The 14,505-nt window shown below is 67.5% G+C and carries 14 protein-coding genes and 1 tRNA gene; 7 read left to right on the forward strand and 8 right to left on the reverse strand.

Annotated features, from left to right (window positions below; genetic code table 11):
• Positions 1–144 precede the first annotated feature (144 nt).
• Positions 145–1,650, forward strand: a complete 1,506-nt coding sequence (gene gatB, locus P6144_RS01330) for an Asp-tRNA(Asn)/Glu-tRNA(Gln) amidotransferase subunit GatB (RefSeq protein ID WP_277765925.1) — start codon at positions 145–147, stop codon at positions 1,648–1,650.
• On the opposite strand, the gene P6144_RS01335 is transcribed toward gatB, so the two are convergent.
• A complete protein-coding gene (locus P6144_RS01335) occupies positions 1,647–2,438 on the reverse strand; it encodes a hypothetical protein (RefSeq protein ID WP_277765926.1) in 792 nt (263 codons plus the stop codon). The genes gatB and P6144_RS01335 overlap by 4 nt on opposite strands.
• 143 nt (positions 2,439–2,581) lie before the next feature.
• Here P6144_RS01335 and P6144_RS01340 point away from each other — a divergent pair, with 143 nt between their 5' ends.
• Positions 2,582–3,202: a peptidylprolyl isomerase gene (locus tag P6144_RS01340; protein ID WP_277765927.1), complete on the forward strand. Its 621-nt coding sequence runs from the start codon at positions 2,582–2,584 to the stop codon at positions 3,200–3,202.
• A 4-nt stretch (positions 3,203–3,206) separates the two neighbouring features.
• Here the strand turns inward: P6144_RS01340 and P6144_RS01345 are convergent, their stop codons facing one another.
• From P6144_RS01345 to P6144_RS01365, 5 genes are all read right to left on the reverse strand, one after another.
• Complete coding sequence (locus P6144_RS01345; RefSeq protein ID WP_277765928.1) at positions 3,207–3,809, reverse strand: hypothetical protein; 603 nt, start codon at positions 3,807–3,809, stop codon at positions 3,207–3,209.
• A 37-nt stretch (positions 3,810–3,846) separates the two neighbouring features.
• Positions 3,847–4,749: a hypothetical protein gene (locus tag P6144_RS01350; RefSeq protein ID WP_277765929.1), complete on the reverse strand. Its 903-nt coding sequence runs from the start codon at positions 4,747–4,749 to the stop codon at positions 3,847–3,849.
• 67 nt (positions 4,750–4,816) lie between these two features.
• A complete protein-coding gene (locus tag P6144_RS01355; RefSeq protein ID WP_277765930.1) occupies positions 4,817–5,458 on the reverse strand; it encodes a hypothetical protein in 642 nt (213 codons plus the stop codon).
• Between the two features lie 270 nt (positions 5,459–5,728).
• On the reverse strand, positions 5,729–6,448 hold the full coding sequence (locus P6144_RS01360; RefSeq protein WP_277765931.1) for a Crp/Fnr family transcriptional regulator: 720 nt from the start codon (positions 6,446–6,448) through the stop codon (positions 5,729–5,731).
• Positions 6,449–6,460: 12 nt separating this feature from the next.
• Positions 6,461–6,643, reverse strand: a complete 183-nt coding sequence (locus P6144_RS01365; protein ID WP_277765932.1) for a hypothetical protein — start codon at positions 6,641–6,643, stop codon at positions 6,461–6,463.
• 307 nt (positions 6,644–6,950) lie between these two features.
• Between P6144_RS01365 and P6144_RS01370 the strand changes: the two genes are divergently transcribed.
• The 3 genes from P6144_RS01370 (at position 6,951) to P6144_RS01380 (ending at position 9,743) form a co-directional block, all read left to right on the forward strand.
• Positions 6,951–7,035, forward strand: a tRNA-Leu gene (locus P6144_RS01370).
• Between the two features lie 69 nt (positions 7,036–7,104).
• On the forward strand, positions 7,105–8,697 hold the full coding sequence (gene tig, locus P6144_RS01375) for a trigger factor (protein ID WP_277765933.1): 1,593 nt from the start codon (positions 7,105–7,107) through the stop codon (positions 8,695–8,697).
• A 119-nt stretch (positions 8,698–8,816) separates the two neighbouring features.
• Positions 8,817–9,743: a glycosyltransferase family 2 protein gene (locus tag P6144_RS01380; protein ID WP_277765934.1), complete on the forward strand. Its 927-nt coding sequence runs from the start codon at positions 8,817–8,819 to the stop codon at positions 9,741–9,743.
• An 89-nt stretch (positions 9,744–9,832) separates the two neighbouring features.
• On the opposite strand, the gene P6144_RS01385 is transcribed toward P6144_RS01380, so the two are convergent.
• Both P6144_RS01385 and P6144_RS01390 read right to left on the reverse strand, forming a co-directional pair.
• Entirely contained in the window at positions 9,833–10,861 is a 1,029-nt protein-coding gene (locus P6144_RS01385; protein ID WP_277765935.1) for an aldehyde reductase, read from the reverse strand.
• A complete protein-coding gene (locus tag P6144_RS01390) occupies positions 10,858–12,117 on the reverse strand; it encodes a hypothetical protein (protein ID WP_277765936.1) in 1,260 nt (419 codons plus the stop codon). The genes P6144_RS01385 and P6144_RS01390 overlap by 4 nt, the downstream gene beginning before the upstream one ends.
• A 195-nt stretch (positions 12,118–12,312) precedes the next feature.
• On the opposite strand from P6144_RS01390, the gene clpP reads away from it, so the two are divergent.
• Entirely contained in the window at positions 12,313–12,948 is a 636-nt protein-coding gene (gene clpP / locus P6144_RS01395) for an ATP-dependent Clp endopeptidase proteolytic subunit ClpP (protein ID WP_277765937.1), read from the forward strand.
• Between the two features lie 119 nt (positions 12,949–13,067).
• On the forward strand, positions 13,068–14,324 hold the full coding sequence (gene clpX / locus P6144_RS01400) for an ATP-dependent Clp protease ATP-binding subunit ClpX (protein ID WP_277765938.1): 1,257 nt from the start codon (positions 13,068–13,070) through the stop codon (positions 14,322–14,324).
• Positions 14,325–14,505: the final 181 nt, after the last annotated feature.

A 14,505-nucleotide genomic window follows, 5' to 3' on the forward strand; every position in this document is an offset into this window, starting at 1 on the left:
GCGAGTTCCCGGAGACTGGCTATCACCGCCGCGAACGCGAGGCGGAGGATCGGCTGGTCCGATGGAACTGGCTTGTGAGTTTGTTGCGTCCACGCAGGACGCCACTTGTGGACGAGATCGAACGGCGAAGGGCCGGGAACAAAGATGGCTGAATCCACCTATCGTATCATGGGCGAAACCGGCGAGTGGGAGGTCGTTGTCGGCCTCGAAGTCCACGCCCAGGTCACCTCCAACGCCAAGCTCTTCTCGGGCGCGGCGACCGCGTTCGGCGCGGAGCCGAACAGCCAGGTCAGCCTGATCGACGCGGCGATGCCGGGCATGCTGCCGACGCCGAACCGCGAGTGCATCCGCCAGGCGGTGCGCACCGGCATGGCGATCGGCGCGGTGATCAACAAATGGTCGCGCTTCGACCGCAAGAACTACTTCTACGCCGATCTGCCGCAGGGCTATCAGATCAGCCAGCTCTTCCACCCGCTGGTGGGCGAGGGGCAGATTGACATCAGCCTGGACGACAAGGATCCCGAGGCGAACGTCAAGACGATCGGCATCGAGCGCATCCATGTCGAGCAGGACGCCGGCAAGCTGATGCACGACCAGCATCCGACGCGCTCCTATGTCGATCTCAACCGCGCCGGCGTGGCGCTGATGGAGATCGTGTCGAAACCCGACATGCGCTCGCCGCAGGAAGCCGGCGCGTATCTGAGCAAGCTGCGCGCGATCCTGCGCTATGTCGGCTCGTGCGACGGTAACATGGACCAGGGCTCGATGCGTGCGGACGTGAACGTCTCGGTTCGCAAGCCGGGCGCCGAATTCGGCACGCGCACCGAGACCAAGAACGTCAACTCGGTCCGCTTCGTCATGCAGACGGTGGAGATCGAGGCGCGCCGCCAGATCGAGGTGATCGAGGCGGGCGGCAAGATCGTCCAGGAAACGCGCCTGTTCGATCCGGACAAGGGCGAGACCCGCTCGATGCGCTCGAAGGAAGACGCGCACGACTATCGCTATTTCCCCGATCCCGACCTGCTGCCGCTCGAGCTGGACGATGCGTTCCTCGAGGAATGCCGCGCCAGCCTGCCCGAGCTGCCCGATGCCAAGCGCCGCCGCTACGAGCAGGAGCTGGGGCTTTCGGCCTATAACGCCGCGACGCTGACCGCCGATGCGGACACGGCGCGCTGGTTCGAGGCGCTGCTCGCCGAGGGCGCGCGGGTGCAGAAGAAGGGCGAGAACGAAGTCGCCCGCGCGTCGGCCAACTGGCTGCTGTCGGACCTGTACGGCGCGCTCAACAAGCTGGGCAAGGACCTGGACGAGAGCCCGGTGAGCCCCGAACAGGGCGCCGAGCTGCTGGCGCTCGCCGCCGACGGCACGCTTTCGGGCCCGCTCGCCAAGCAGGTGTTCGAGATCATGCTCGAGACCGGAGACCCGGCGGGCAAGATCGTCGAGGAGCGCGGGCTCAAGCAGACCAGCGACACCGGCGCGATCGAGGCGGTGATCGCCGAGGTGCTCGCCAGGAATCCGGGCCAGCTCGAGCAGTATCGCGGCGGCAAGGAAGCCCTGTTCGGCTTCTTCGTCGGCCAGACGATGAAGGCGATGGCCGGCAAGGCCAACCCGGCGGTGGTCAACGAGCTGCTGAAGAAGGCGCTGGCGGGCTAACCCCGCGCCGGCCGGGACGGCGTATATTGGGCGCCTGCCGAATAGACGCCGTCATAGCCCGCACGCAGGCCGGGATCGGCGCGGACGCCGCGCGGCGCCACCGGCTCGCGCACCGGCATCGCATAGGGCTTGCAACCGTCCCGCGTGCCGTCTGGTGCGGCACAGCCCCAATAGCTGCCGCCCGGGCGCGCAAAGGCAAGGACCAGCGAGCGATCCCTTGGCAGCAGCCCGCCAAGCGCGGGGAAGGGTGGCGTGTAGGAGGACCAGGGCTCGCGGCTCGCATGGCCCACCCCGGTAAGCACGATCGCAAGGCCGTTCGGCCGGCGGGCGACGGCTGCGCGCAGCCGCTCTGCCATCCCGGCCTCGCGCTCCATCGACGTGCCGGTGACCACTTCGACGGGATCGAAGGCGAGGATTTCCACCTGCCGGCCCGATCTGGCGAGGCGTCGGCTAGCCTCGATCAGGTCGAGGATCGCGCCGGTGGTGCGGCCGCCTTCCTCGCGCCAGCCGGGCGCTTCGAGCAGCGCGGTGCGAGCGGAGTCGCTGCCGTCGCTGCGCAGATAGGTGTCGAGTGCGGACTGGTTGCCTGCATGCATCTCGATCCCCAGGATCAGCGGGCGGCCGGTGGCAGCGGCGCTGCACAGCGCATCGGCGACCGCGCCGGGCATCTCCACCGTCCCGTGATATTCGCCGAACAGCACGAACTGCGTCTCCGGCGTGATCAGCGGATCGAGGCCGGGGAGGGGCGTGCAGGCGGGGGCAAGCGCGAGAAGGAGGGGGAGCAGCAAGGGGCAATCTCCAGGGGGATGGCCATGTTGCGGCATTCCGCACTCGCGCGGGCGCAAATGCGACCAATGGCTTCGGTACGGCTATGAAGTCCGATCTGGCATCCCGCCGGTGGCGCGTTAGGATCGCCGGCAAGGAGATGCCGATGATCCGTTCGATGCTTGCCTTGCTCCTGCCGTTGCTGGCGGCACCCGCGCTAGCCCAGACCGTGCCGGCGCCGGTGCCTGTCCCGGCCCTGCCGCGCGTCACGATCACCACGGCGCAGGGCGCGTTCACGGTCGAGGTGGACAATGTCCACGCGCCGATCACCGGCAACAACTTCCTGCGCTATGTCGACCAGAAGCGGCTCGATGGGGCGAGCTTCTACCGGGTGGTGAAGGTCGCCGATCATTATGGCTTCGTGCAGTTCGGCGTGCAGAACGCGCCGGCCAAGGTGCTGCCGCCGATCAGGCACGAGCCGACGACGCAGACCGGGATCCAGCATCTCGACTTCACGCTCTCCAGCCCGCGCCGCGCCGTCGGCACCGCGCAGGGCGAGTTCACGATCATGCTGGGCGACCAGAGCGCCTCGATGGACGCCGATCCGGCCAAGCCCGGCGACAATCTCGGTTATGCCGCCTTCGCGCATGTGGTGGAGGGGCAGGACGTGGTGCTGAAGATCTTCGACGCGCCGGTTTCGCCCGACGCCTCGATCCGCGGCGCGTTCAAGGGCGAGGTGCCGGCGGCGCCGGTGAAGATCCTCACTGCGCGGAGGATCAAGCCATAGCGCCTCAATCGCTCGGCGGCTCCAGATAGGCGCGGATGTCGCGGGCGATCGCCTGCGAATCGGCATCGTCCTTCGCCCCGAGCTTGCCCGCCAGATCGGCGAGTGCGCGCTTCGGGTCGGGCCTGGCGAGGGCAGCGATGTAGAGCCGGGCGGCACGCGGCCAGAGATCGTCGGCGGCGCGCACATCCTCGATGCCGCGGGCAAAGGGATAGGCGAGCGGCACATAGCCCTTGTCGGTATGCTTGTAGAGCGCGAGGACCAGCCCGCCTTCGCCATAGGCCTGGCGGACACAGGCGCCCCACATCGCGGAGGGGTGGGGGCGATCGAGCGGCGTCACCACCTGCGGATAGGCGCGCTCCCCGCGCCCCTGGGTGGAGCCGAGCGCGGTGAGCGGCTGGCGCGGGATGCGGCCCTTGAGCGCCTTTTCGGGGCGCAGGCGCACGGTGAAATCCGGCCCGTCGCCTTCGACGCGCGCCAGCACCACCAGATCGGCCTTTTCGATCAGCTCGACATTGCCGGGCAGGTGATAGCCCTGCTGGACCGAGCAGGCGAAGGCGGATGCCGGGGCGATCAGCAGCAGCGGAAGGGCGAGGCGGAGCATGCGCATGGCGGCATGCTCGCATCCCCGCCCACCGGCGGCAAGACTAGTCGGCCGGCTGGACCTGGACGAGGCCGTTCGACCAGAGCAGCAGGCTTTCGCGATTGGCCGGATCACGGGCGATCAGCGGCCCGTAGAAATCGGCGCCGAACGCCTTCTCCCGGCCCTTGGCGGTATAGGCGGCGACGTCCTGCTGGCCGAGTATCAGCGCGCGCGGGATCAGGTCCTCGAAGCGGGCAAAGGCGGCGGTGAGGCCGGCGCGGGCGCGCTTGCCATCGGCTTCGCTCCACTGCGCCGCATTGGCGCGCGGATCATAGGAGCGGGCGCGGAGCTGGACGACGCTCCACACGCGCTGGTGGAACAGCACCGGCTCGATGCCCGACTTGCGCTTGCCCGCGCGCTCGATGCGGATGTCGGCCAGCACGCGAATTTGCGAGAAATCGGGCGACAGGCCGTACCAATAGTCGACGAACGCCGCCTGCGAGGCGCTCGACGCCACGGCATAGGCAGTGCGCTGCGTCGGTGTGGAGTCGTGTGCGGTGGCGAGCGGCTGGCCCTGGAACCAGGCATGCTTGCCCAGGCCCGATCGCGTGGCGGCAACCGCCAGCCCCTCGACGTCGAAGCCGTTGAGCGCCTGGCGGATCGGCGCGGCAGTGCCTTCCGCCTTGTCGATCGCGGTGCGCCGCATCGTCTTGGCGCGATCGTCCATCGCAGTGATGATGAGCGCGCCGAGCAGGCCGCCGCCATTGGCGTTGCCGGCGATGCGGCCGAGGTCGATCGTGGTGGCGATCTCGCTTTGCGCGAGCGTCAGGCGGACGGCGCGGCCGGCGGGCACGCCGCGGTCCTTTTCCGCCAGCAGGATCGGGTCCTTGTCCGCGGCGGATGCGTGGAGGGCGCCCGCGGCGCCGAGCGAAAGGGCGAAGGCGCCCAGGCCGAGCAACATGCGCATGGATGTTTCCTCAAGGCAGTGGGGCGGGGGCCAGCGGTGCGCGGCCCCCGCCCGGATGGGAACCGGCTTATTTGGCCGAGACGCCCTTCGAGAATTCGAGGAAGTTCTTCACGAACGCCTCGCGCAGGTCCTGCGCCGCCGCCGGCTTCTCTTCCTCGGTCTTGGCCGGGAAGTGCGACAGGCCGTTGCCGCCGCGGCCCTTGACCAGCTCGGCTTGCGCCTTGCCGCCGCGGAAATCCTTGAAGATGAAGCGGTTGTTGAGCGAGCGGCCGTAGATCGCCTTCTTGGTGTAGAAGTTCTGCGTGACGAGCAGCTCGAGATAGCAGGGCGCCGCCGACGCGCTCAGCCGGTTGGTCGCCTTGGTGGTGATCTTGCGATCGGCGATCGGCGTCTCGTAGATGATCTGCGACGGCGGCAGCTTCAGCTCTTTGACCAGATCGATCGTCTTGAGCGAGTCGACCTGGAAGCCCGGCCCGAGTGCCTCCTTCAGATATTCCGCCTCGCTGACATTGCGGTTCTTGTTCTTCGCGGCGTCGGCGACGGCGCCGATCACGCCGAAGCCCGAGAGCAGGCCGGTGGTCATTGCCTGGCCTTCCAGCGTCGGAAACACGTGCAGCTCGCAGGCTGGCGCAGCGGCGTCCTGCGCGGCGGCGGTGCCGCCGAAGCCGGCAGTGAGTGCGGCGGCGGCGAGCATCATATAGGTCTTCATCAAGTCCTCCCCCTTATCGGATTTGCGTATCGCGATTCCGGCGGGAGGGCGGGCTTGCCCAGGCAGCATATCTCGAACGTGCGGCATGGTCGGCGCATCCTGCTCCGTGCCCTAGGGCGACGGAGACGGAGCCCGCAGCCTTTGGCCACGAACGATGGATACGCTACTCTGAACAGTGCCTTCCGCCCCCGAAGGCATCGAGATGTGGCGACTATAGGCTGCGGTTTAGGAAGGGCAATCGGACAAGCGTACCGAAATGGCGCGATGTCTCTATCGGTTTTGCCGATCGAGATAGAGATAGAGCGGATCGAACTCCGCCAGCGCCTCCAGCCCGGCGCGATCGTGGATCGTAACCACGCCGCTGCGGAAATCGGCGAGTCCGGCCTCGCGCAGCTCGCGCAGCACCCGGTTAACATGCACGCCGGTGAGGCCCAGGCACTCGGCGAACTGGGTCTGGGTGATCGGCAGGCGGAAGCGGTTGGGCTCGGCCGAATCGACTGCGAGCAGCCGCGAATGCAGCTCGCACATCAGGTGCGCCGCGCGCTCGATCGCGTTGCGCCGGCCAAGCGAGACTTCCCATTCGCGGTGGATGCTCGCGTCGAGGTTGGTCGAGAACCAGAAGGTGCGCGTCAAATGCGGGAAGCGGTCGGTGATCATGTCCAGCTTGGCGTGCGGCATCCGCGCGATGCGCACCGGGGTGAGCGACATCAGGTTGTGATCGAGATATTTGAGCGTGTAGCCGTGGAGATCGGCGAAATCGCCCGGCGTGTGCAGATGCGTGATCTGCCGCTGGCCGTTGCTCAGGTCCTTGTAGCGCGCGAGCAGCCCCTCGAGCAGCAGGATCGAGGTGTTGAGCGGCTCGCCGCGACGCACGATGATCTGCTCCGGGCCGTAGTCGAACGGACCCAGCAACGCGGCGCGCATGGCCTCCTCTTCGGACACGCCGATTTCGCAGCGCAGCCGGAGCTTCTTCAGATGTTTGTCGATCATGGGCGGCGGCGGTTACTGCGCGTCCGCGTCCTGATTCTTGACGTCGCCGGCGGTGCCGCCGACGCCGTCCGAGACGCCTGCGTCTTCCAGCGGCGAATGACCGCTGCCGCCTTCGCCGCGCTTCACCGCGTCGGCGCGCGCCTCGACGATCTGTTCGAGGTCGGAGCGCGGGTCTTCACGATTCTGGTCGTTCATCCTCTCTCTCCTTGTTCAGGCAATCGGTTGGCCGGGGCTGGGGACCCCGGGCACCGCGGGCTGCGGTGCAGGCACGTCGATATCCGGCACGGGCGGTTCGAGCTCGGGCGGGGGGCTCGCCGGCTGGCCGGGCTGCGGCACCGGCGGCTGTTCCGCGGGCGGCACGGTAGGCTGGACAGGCGGCTCAACGGGCACGATCAGTCTCCTTGTTTCGCTTGACCAACGCTTCATGTCGCGATGAAGTTTCTTGCGCCCTTGCGATGAGACCCCTGACTGCTATAGAGCCCGCCGACCGGCGGTGCCCTGTGCGGGCGTGGCGGAACTGGTAGACGCGCCAGATTTAGGTTCTGGTATCGAAAGGTGTGGGGGTTCGAGTCCCTTCGCCCGCACCAGCATCGCCGCTCGTTGCCCGCGCCACCGGACGCCGCGACTCCTTTTCTGATTTTGGAAGCCTGAGAAAAATGCAGACTGTCGAGACGTTGAACGAGGGCCTGAAGCGCGCCTACACGCTCAAGATCACTGCCAAGGACATCGACAAGAAGGTCGATGCCGAGGTCAAGCGGGTTGCCCCGCAGGTCCGCATGCCGGGCTTCCGCCCCGGCAAGGTGCCGACCAACCTGATCCGCAAGATGCACGGCGAGGCGATCGCGCAGGACGCGCTCAACAGCTCGATCCAGGAAGGCGTGCAGAAGCTGATCGCCGACAACAAGCTGCGCCCGGCCGTGTCGCCGTCGGTGAGCCTGGAAGGCGAATATGCGCCCGGCGGCGACGCCGAGATCAAGGTCGAGCTGGAAGTGCTGCCCGAGGTGCCGACGCCGTCGATCGACGCGCTGAAGCTCGAGCGCCTGACCGTTCCCGTGAGCGACGACGAGGTCAACGAGCAGCTCAAGCAGCTCGCCGGCCAGCAGAAGGCCTGGACCGACGCCGCCGCCAAGCACAAGGCCGCGACCGGCGACCAGGTGACCATGGACTTCGCCGGCACCGTCGATGGCGTCGCCTTTGACGGCGGCACGGGCGAGGGCATGTCGGTCGAGATCGGCACCGGCCGCCTGATCCCGGGCTTCGAGGACCAGCTCGTCGGCGTAAAGGTCGGCGACGAGAAGACGATCGACGTCACGTTCCCGGCCGATTATGGCGTGGCCGACCTGGCCGGCAAGCCGGCGCAGTTCGCGCTCAAGATCACCGCGGTGAAGACTGCCGGCGAGACCGAGATCAACGACGACTTCGCCAAGACGCTGGGCCTGCAGAGCCTCGAGCAGCTCACCGGCCTGCTCAAGGGCCAGCTCGAGCAGCAGCTGGGGGGGCTGACCCGCACCTATATGAAGCGCAAGCTGCTCGACCAGCTCGCCGCCGGCCATGACTTCGAGGTTCCGCCCTCGATGGTCGAGGCCGAGTTCGACCAGATCTGGCACCAGCTCCAGCATGAAGCCGAGCACGAGGCCGATCCGGCAGCGGCCAAGGCCGAGCTGGAAGCTGAGCGCGACGACTATGTGAAGATCGCCGAGCGCCGCGTGCGCCTGGGCCTGCTCCTCTCGGAAATCGGCACCGCCAATGGCGTCGAGGTCTCGTCGCAGGAGATGAACCAGCTGATCGCCCAGGCGGCAGCGCAGTACTCGCCCAACGATCGCGAGCGCTTCTACCAGTATGTCCGCAACGAGCCGATGGCCGCCGCCCAGCTGCGCGCGCCGCTGTTCGAGGACAAGGTGGTCGACTTCCTGTTCGACAAGGCCGAGATCAGCGACCGCGAAGTGACCCGCGAGGAGCTGGAAGCCGCGATCGAGAGCGATGACGGCTTCGACACCGGCACGCACACCCACGACCACGACAACCACAAGCCGCGCAAGTCGAAGAAGGCCGACGCGGCGAAGGACGAGGCCAAGGCCGAGAAGAAGCCGGCCGCCAAGGCGAAGAAGGCCGACAAGGCCGAAGAGCCGGCAGCGGAAGCCGAGCCGGCCAAGAAGCCGGCCGCCAAGAAGGCCCCGGCCAAGAAGGCCGAAGCCGAAGGCGAGGCCAAGCCCGCCAAGAAGGCACCGGCGAAGAAGAAGGCCGACTGAGGCTTTCCTCCTTCGTGAGATAATCGAAGGCCCTCGCTCCCGCTGGAGCGGGGGCCTTTCGCTTTTGGCGCTGCCGAATTGCTATCGAACCGTAACCAAATCGGCCCTATGGCTGGCGCATGACCATGCCCAAAGTCGCCGTGATCCTGCCCTGCTACAACGAGGAAGCCGCGATCGCGCAGACGATCGAGGGGTTCCGCAAGGCGCTGCCGGACGCGGCTATCTACGTCTATGACAACAACAGCCGCGACCGCACGACCGAGGTTGCGCGCGCGGCGGGCGCGGTGGTCCGTACCGAGCGGATGCAGGGCAAGGGCAATGTCGTCCGCCGGATGTTCGCCGATGTCGAGGCCGACATCTATGTGATGGCCGACGGCGACGCGACCTATGATCCCGAGGCGGCCCCGGCGATGGTGGCGCGCGTGGCGGAGGAGGGGCTCGACATGATCGTCGGCACCCGCGTCCACGAGGCGGCGGAGGCCTATCGCCGCGGCCATGTGCTCGGCAACCGGCTGATGACCGGCATCCTCGCCAGCCTGTTCGGGCGCAGCTTCACCGACATCTTCTCGGGCTACCGCGTCTTCTCGCGCCGCTTCGTGAAGAGCTTCCCGGTGCTTTCCGCCGGCTTCGAGATCGAGACCGAGATCAGCGTGCACGCGCTCGAGCTCAAGATGCCGGTCGGGGAAGCGGAGACGCGCTATTTCGCCCGGCTCGAAGGCTCGGAATCGAAGCTCAACACCTATCGCGACGGCTGGCGCATCCTGAAGACGATCGCCGTGCTCTACCGGATCGAGCGGCCGATGCTGTTCTTCGGCTGGATCGCCACGGTGCTGGCCGCGATCGCGGTGGGGCTGAGCATTCCGCTGCTGTGGACCTGGTTCGAGACCGGGCTGGTGCCGCGCTTCCCGACCGCGATCCTGGCGACCGGCCTGATGCTGCTCGCCGCGCTCAACCTGTTCACCGGGCTGATCCTCGACACGGTGGTGCGCGGCCGGCGCGAGATGCGGCGGCTGGCCTATCTGGCGCAGCCGGGGCCGTTGAAATAACCCAATACCGTCATCCCGGCGGAAGCCGGGATCTCAGGCGATGGCGGGAAAAGAGCCGCACGAGATCCCGGCTTCCGCCGGGATGACGGCTATTTCACCAGCCCCAGCGCGATCAGGCTGTTCGCAGTGGCGAGGATCGCTTCCTCGTTGCTGCGCGGCGCCCAGCCGAGCAGGCGGCGGGCCTTTTCGTTGCTGGCGTTGGACTGGATGCCGAGCCGCGGCGCCGCCTCGCGTGCCATCGGGTTGAACAGCGCCATGATGCGCACCAGCCAGCTGGGCACGCGGCGGCGCGTGATGCGGGCGCCGGCCGGGCCCAGGCCCTGGCGCAGCACATCGGCCATTTGCGGGATCGACATCGCCTTGCCCGCAACCGCGAGGAAGCGCTCGCCCGCGGCATCGGGGTGCGTCATCGCTTCGACCTGCAGGCTTGCCACATCGCGGACATCGACCACGCCGAACCAGAGATCGGGGAGCCCCGGCATCTTGCCTTCGATCATCGACTTGACCAGCCAGATCGAGGTGGAGAGATCGTCGTTGAGCGCCGGGCCGAAGATACCGACCGGGTTCACCACCGCCAGCTCCATCCCGTCGCCTTCGCGCGCGACGAAGTCCCAGGCGGCGCGTTCCGCCAGCGTCTTGGACTTCATATAGGGCTGGACGGCGGGGCCGTTCACATCGGTCCAGTCGGCCTCGGTATAGTCGGCGGTGCGATTGCCATGGCCATAGCCGATCGCGGCGAAGCTCGAGGTGACGACGACGCGCTTCACGCCGGCGGCATGGGCGGCGCGCAGCACCCGCAGCGTGCCCTCCACCGCGGGGCGGATCAGCTCCTGCTCGTCCTCGGGCTGGCTCTGCGGAAAGGGGGAGGCGACGTGCTGGACATGGGTGCAGCCGGCCACCGCTTCGGCCCAGCCTTCGTCCTTTTCCAGATCGGCGACGGCGAAGCTGAGGTTGCGCGTGTCGGCGCCGGCCCTTTCCAGCGTCGCGCGCACCTCGGACTCGCGCGCCGGGTTGCGCACGGTGGTGCGGACGCGGTGGCCCGCTGCCAGCAGCTGGAGGATGACATGGCTGCCCACGAAGCCCGAGCCGCCGGTGACCAGAACATTGTGCGTAGTCATTGCGCCATCATGGGTGTGCGCCCGCGCCGCTGCAAGGTCGCGAAGCTGTCGGCGGCGAGCTGCGCGGCGAGAAAGGCGAGCAGCGGCCAGATCCCATAGGCGTAGCGCGGGATCGGCATCACCAGCGCATAGGGCAACCCCGCCACCGCCAGGTAGAGCGCGAACAGCCCGTAATGGCGCCTCCGCCGGACGAGCCCGATCGCCAGGCCGAGCAGGCCGAAGGCGGCGAACAGCCGGATCATCTCGATCCGGAGCGTGGGGAAGGCACCCCAGTTGGTGAGCGCGCCCTGCCAGCGATCGGGGAAGTAGAATTGCCGGTAGTGGCGCAGCGCCAGCCGGGTGAAGTCGCCGGGATGGGCGGCGGCCCAGGCCCAGGTCTCGCGGCCGAGCGCCTGCGAATAGGCGGCCTCGCCGCCGGCGGCGCGCAGCCGGGCGAGCACTTCCGGGTTGCGATAGGGGTGGATCGCCTTGGCGCGCGCCAGCGTTTCGGCGCGCGGATCGGCGGGATCGAGCGCGCCGGGATAATTGGCCATGGCGATTTCGAGCCCGAAATTGTCGCGCAGCAGGATCGGGCTGCCCATCACTTGCGCGTTGCGCAGCATCCAGGGGGCGAGGACGAGCGCCAGCGCGGTGGCGGCGACGGCGGCAAAACCCAGAGCGCGGCGCAGCGGCAGGCGGCGCAGCGCCAGCCACGCCCAGCAGGCATCGACCGCCAGGCCGGTGGTGGGGCTGACGAAGAAGGTAAGGGCGGCGAGCGCGGCGCCGAGCAGCAGCGGCTGGGCGGCGATCTCCGCCCGCCTGTCGAGCGTGACGATCAGCCAGAGATTGGCGAGCACCAGCAGCGTCGCCAGTCCACCTTCCCAGACGCGGAAGTCGGCGGCTTCCTGCACGATATGGCCGGGCAGCAGGCAGAGCAGGGCGAGCCCGCCGAGCAGCGCCTGGGGTCGCCATCCGGCACTGGCGAAGAGCACACGGGCGAGCAGCCAGATGCCGGCGAGCAGGGCGAGCGTCCAAATGCTGAGCAGCAGCGCCGCCGCGCCCGAATCGCCGAAGACCCGCTCTACGGCGGCGGCAAGCGTCACCGTGGCGGGCATCAGGTGCGCGGTGGGGCCGCTGCCGGGGGCGAAGGCATCGGCGAGCGTGCCGTTTCGGGCCATGGCGCTTGCTGCCTGGCTCGCCTCGCCCAGGTCGAGCGGGGAGAGCAGCGCGCGCACCAGCACCAGCCAGGCGAGGCGCAGCGTCAGGCCGGCAAGCACCAGCCACAGCGCGATCCTGCGCGTCGCCTCCAGCGTCCGACTTGCCTGCTCCCCGGTGATCGCGCGTCCTCCCCCGATCCGCCTGTTAGGCCCTAACCATAACCAAGGCTTGAACTCCGCTCGTCAAGCGCCGATGTTGGCGTTCGCGAAACACTCATAACGAGAAAATCTCCCATGCATCCGCTTTCCGGTCAGATGACCATCGATCCCACCACCGGCTACCTGATCCCGACTGTCATCGAGCAGTCGAGCCGCGGCGAGCGCGCCTTCGACATCTATTCGCGCCTGCTCCGCGAGCGAATCGTGTTCGTCACCGGCGGCGTCGAGGACCAGATGGCGGCATCGATCACCGCGCAGCTGCTCTTCCTCGAGTCCGAGAATCCGAAGAAGGACATCTGGATGTACATCAACTCGCCGGGCGGCGTGGTGACTGCCGGCATGGCGATCCACGACACCATGCAGTACATCCGCCCCAAGGTCGGCACGGTCTGCATCGGCCAGGCGGCGTCGATGGGCAGCTTCCTGCTCGCCGCGGGCGAGCCGGGCATGCGCGTGGCGCTCACCAACGCCCGCATCATGATCCACCAGCCCTCGGGCGGCGCGCAGGGCATGGCTTCGGACATCGAGATCCAGGCCAAGGAAATCCTGCGCATCAAGCGCCGGATGAACGACCTGTACGTCAAGTACACGGGCAAGCCGCTCGAGGAAATCGAGCGTGCGATGGATCGCGACACCTTCCTCGAGGCCGACGAGGCCAAGGCATTCGGCCTGGTCGACGAAGTCTATGCGAAGCGTCCGACCCCGACCGACGGCGAGGCAACGGCAGCCTGATCGTCAGTAGGTGCTTAAGGAGTCTGGCGTAATAGCCAGATTCCGGTTTGCCGGAGTATCACCCGCGTGTAGGATGGCGGGTGGCGTAATGTGCGCAAAGCGCACCAAGGATGGATTGAATGACCAAGCTCAGCGGCGGTGACTCGAAGAGCACGCTCTATTGCTCGTTCTGCGGCAAGTCGCAGCACGAAGTGCGCAAGCTCATCGCAGGCCCGACCGTGTTCATCTGCGACGAGTGCGTGGAGCTCTGCAACGACATCATTCGTGAAGAGACCAAGTCCGCGCTCGTCAGCAAGAAGGACGGGGGCGTGCCGACGCCGCAGGAGATCTGCGACGTCCTCGACGATTATGTGATCGGCCAGAAGCGCGCCAAGCGCGTGCTCTCGGTGGCGGTGCACAACCACTACAAGCGGCTCAACCACGGCGCCAAGGGCGCGGACGTGGAGCTCAGCAAGTCGAACATCCTGCTCGTCGGCCCCACCGGCTGCGGCAAGACGCTGCTGGCACAGACGCTGGCGCGCATCCTCGACGTGCCCTTCACCATGGCGGATGCCACCACGCTCACCGAAGCCGGCTATGTCGGCGAGGACGTGGAGAACATCATCCTCAAGCTGCTCCAGGCTTCCGACTACAACGTCGAGCGGGCGCAGCGCGGCATCGTCTATATCGACGAGATCGACAAGATCAGCCGCAAGGCCGAGAACCCGTCGATCACCCGCGACGTGTCGGGCGAGGGCGTGCAGCAGGCGCTGCTCAAGCTGATGGAAGGCACCACGGCTTCGGTGCCGCCGCAGGGTGGCCGCAAGCACCCGCAGCAGGAATTCCTGCAGGTGGACACGACCAACATCCTGTTCATCTGCGGCGGCGCCTTTTCGGGCCTCGAGAAGATCATCGGTGATCGCCTCCAGGGCAAGTCGATCGGCTTCGGCGCGCATGTCGCCTCGCCGGACGAGCGCAAGACCGGCGAGATGCTCAAGCAGGTCGAGCCCGAGGATCTGCTCAAGTTCGGCCTGATTCCCGAGTTCGTCGGCCGCCTGCCGGTGATCGCGACGCTCGAGGACCTCGATGTCGAGGCGCTGATCAAGATCCTGACCGAGCCGAAGAACGCGCTCGTGAAGCAGTATCAGAAGCTGTTCGACATGGAGGGCGTGAAGCTCGGCTTCAACGACGACGCGCTCACCGCCGTCTCGAAGAAGGCGATCGAGCGCAAGACCGGCGCGCGTGGCCTCCGCTCGATCCTGGAAGGCATCCTGCTCGACACGATGTTCGACCTGCCGTCGATGGACGGGGTGGACGAGGTCGTGGTCGACAAGGACGTGGTCGGCGGCTTCAAGGAGCCGGTGCGCGTCTATGCCAAGAAGGAAAAGGCGGGCTGAGCGTAGCGCGCTAGCTTCGACTGGAATTTGGAAGGCCCTTCCTGCGAGAGCGGGGAGGGCCTTCTGCTTTCTGGATGCCAGGCGCAACCGGCGACCCAACCCCCTTCGTCATCCCGGCGAAAGCCGGGATCTCGTGCGGCACCTGTCCTGCGATCGCCTGGGATCCCGGCTTTCGCCGGGA

The sequence above is a fragment of the Sphingomonas sp. HITSZ_GF genome (assembly GCF_029543155.1).
Classification (GTDB): Bacteria; Pseudomonadota; Alphaproteobacteria; order Sphingomonadales; family Sphingomonadaceae; genus Sphingomonas.

What these genes read in the sequence shown, in the direction of transcription:
- gatB (WP_277765925.1), top strand. Translation starts at nt 145, where the DNA reads ATGGCTGAATCCACCTATCGTATCATGGGCGAAACCGGCGAGTGGGAG.
- P6144_RS01340 (WP_277765927.1), top strand. Translation starts at nt 2,582, where the DNA reads ATGATCCGTTCGATGCTTGCCTTGCTCCTGCCGTTGCTGGCGGCACCC.
- P6144_RS01345 (WP_277765928.1), bottom strand. Translation starts at nt 3,809, where the DNA reads ATGCGCATGCTCCGCCTCGCCCTTCCGCTGCTGCTGATCGCCCCGGCA.
- P6144_RS01350 (WP_277765929.1), bottom strand. Translation starts at nt 4,749, where the DNA reads ATGCGCATGTTGCTCGGCCTGGGCGCCTTCGCCCTTTCGCTCGGCGCC.
- P6144_RS01355 (WP_277765930.1), bottom strand. Translation starts at nt 5,458, where the DNA reads ATGAAGACCTATATGATGCTCGCCGCCGCCGCACTCACTGCCGGCTTC.
- P6144_RS01360 (WP_277765931.1), bottom strand. Translation starts at nt 6,448, where the DNA reads ATGATCGACAAACATCTGAAGAAGCTCCGGCTGCGCTGCGAAATCGGC.
- P6144_RS01365 (WP_277765932.1), bottom strand. Translation starts at nt 6,643, where the DNA reads ATGAACGACCAGAATCGTGAAGACCCGCGCTCCGACCTCGAACAGATC.
- tig (WP_277765933.1), top strand. Translation starts at nt 7,105, where the DNA reads ATGCAGACTGTCGAGACGTTGAACGAGGGCCTGAAGCGCGCCTACACG.
- P6144_RS01380 (WP_277765934.1), top strand. Translation starts at nt 8,817, where the DNA reads ATGACCATGCCCAAAGTCGCCGTGATCCTGCCCTGCTACAACGAGGAA.
- P6144_RS01385 (WP_277765935.1), bottom strand. Translation starts at nt 10,861, where the DNA reads ATGACTACGCACAATGTTCTGGTCACCGGCGGCTCGGGCTTCGTGGGC.
- clpP (WP_277765937.1), top strand. Translation starts at nt 12,313, where the DNA reads ATGACCATCGATCCCACCACCGGCTACCTGATCCCGACTGTCATCGAG.
- clpX (WP_277765938.1), top strand. Translation starts at nt 13,068, where the DNA reads ATGACCAAGCTCAGCGGCGGTGACTCGAAGAGCACGCTCTATTGCTCG.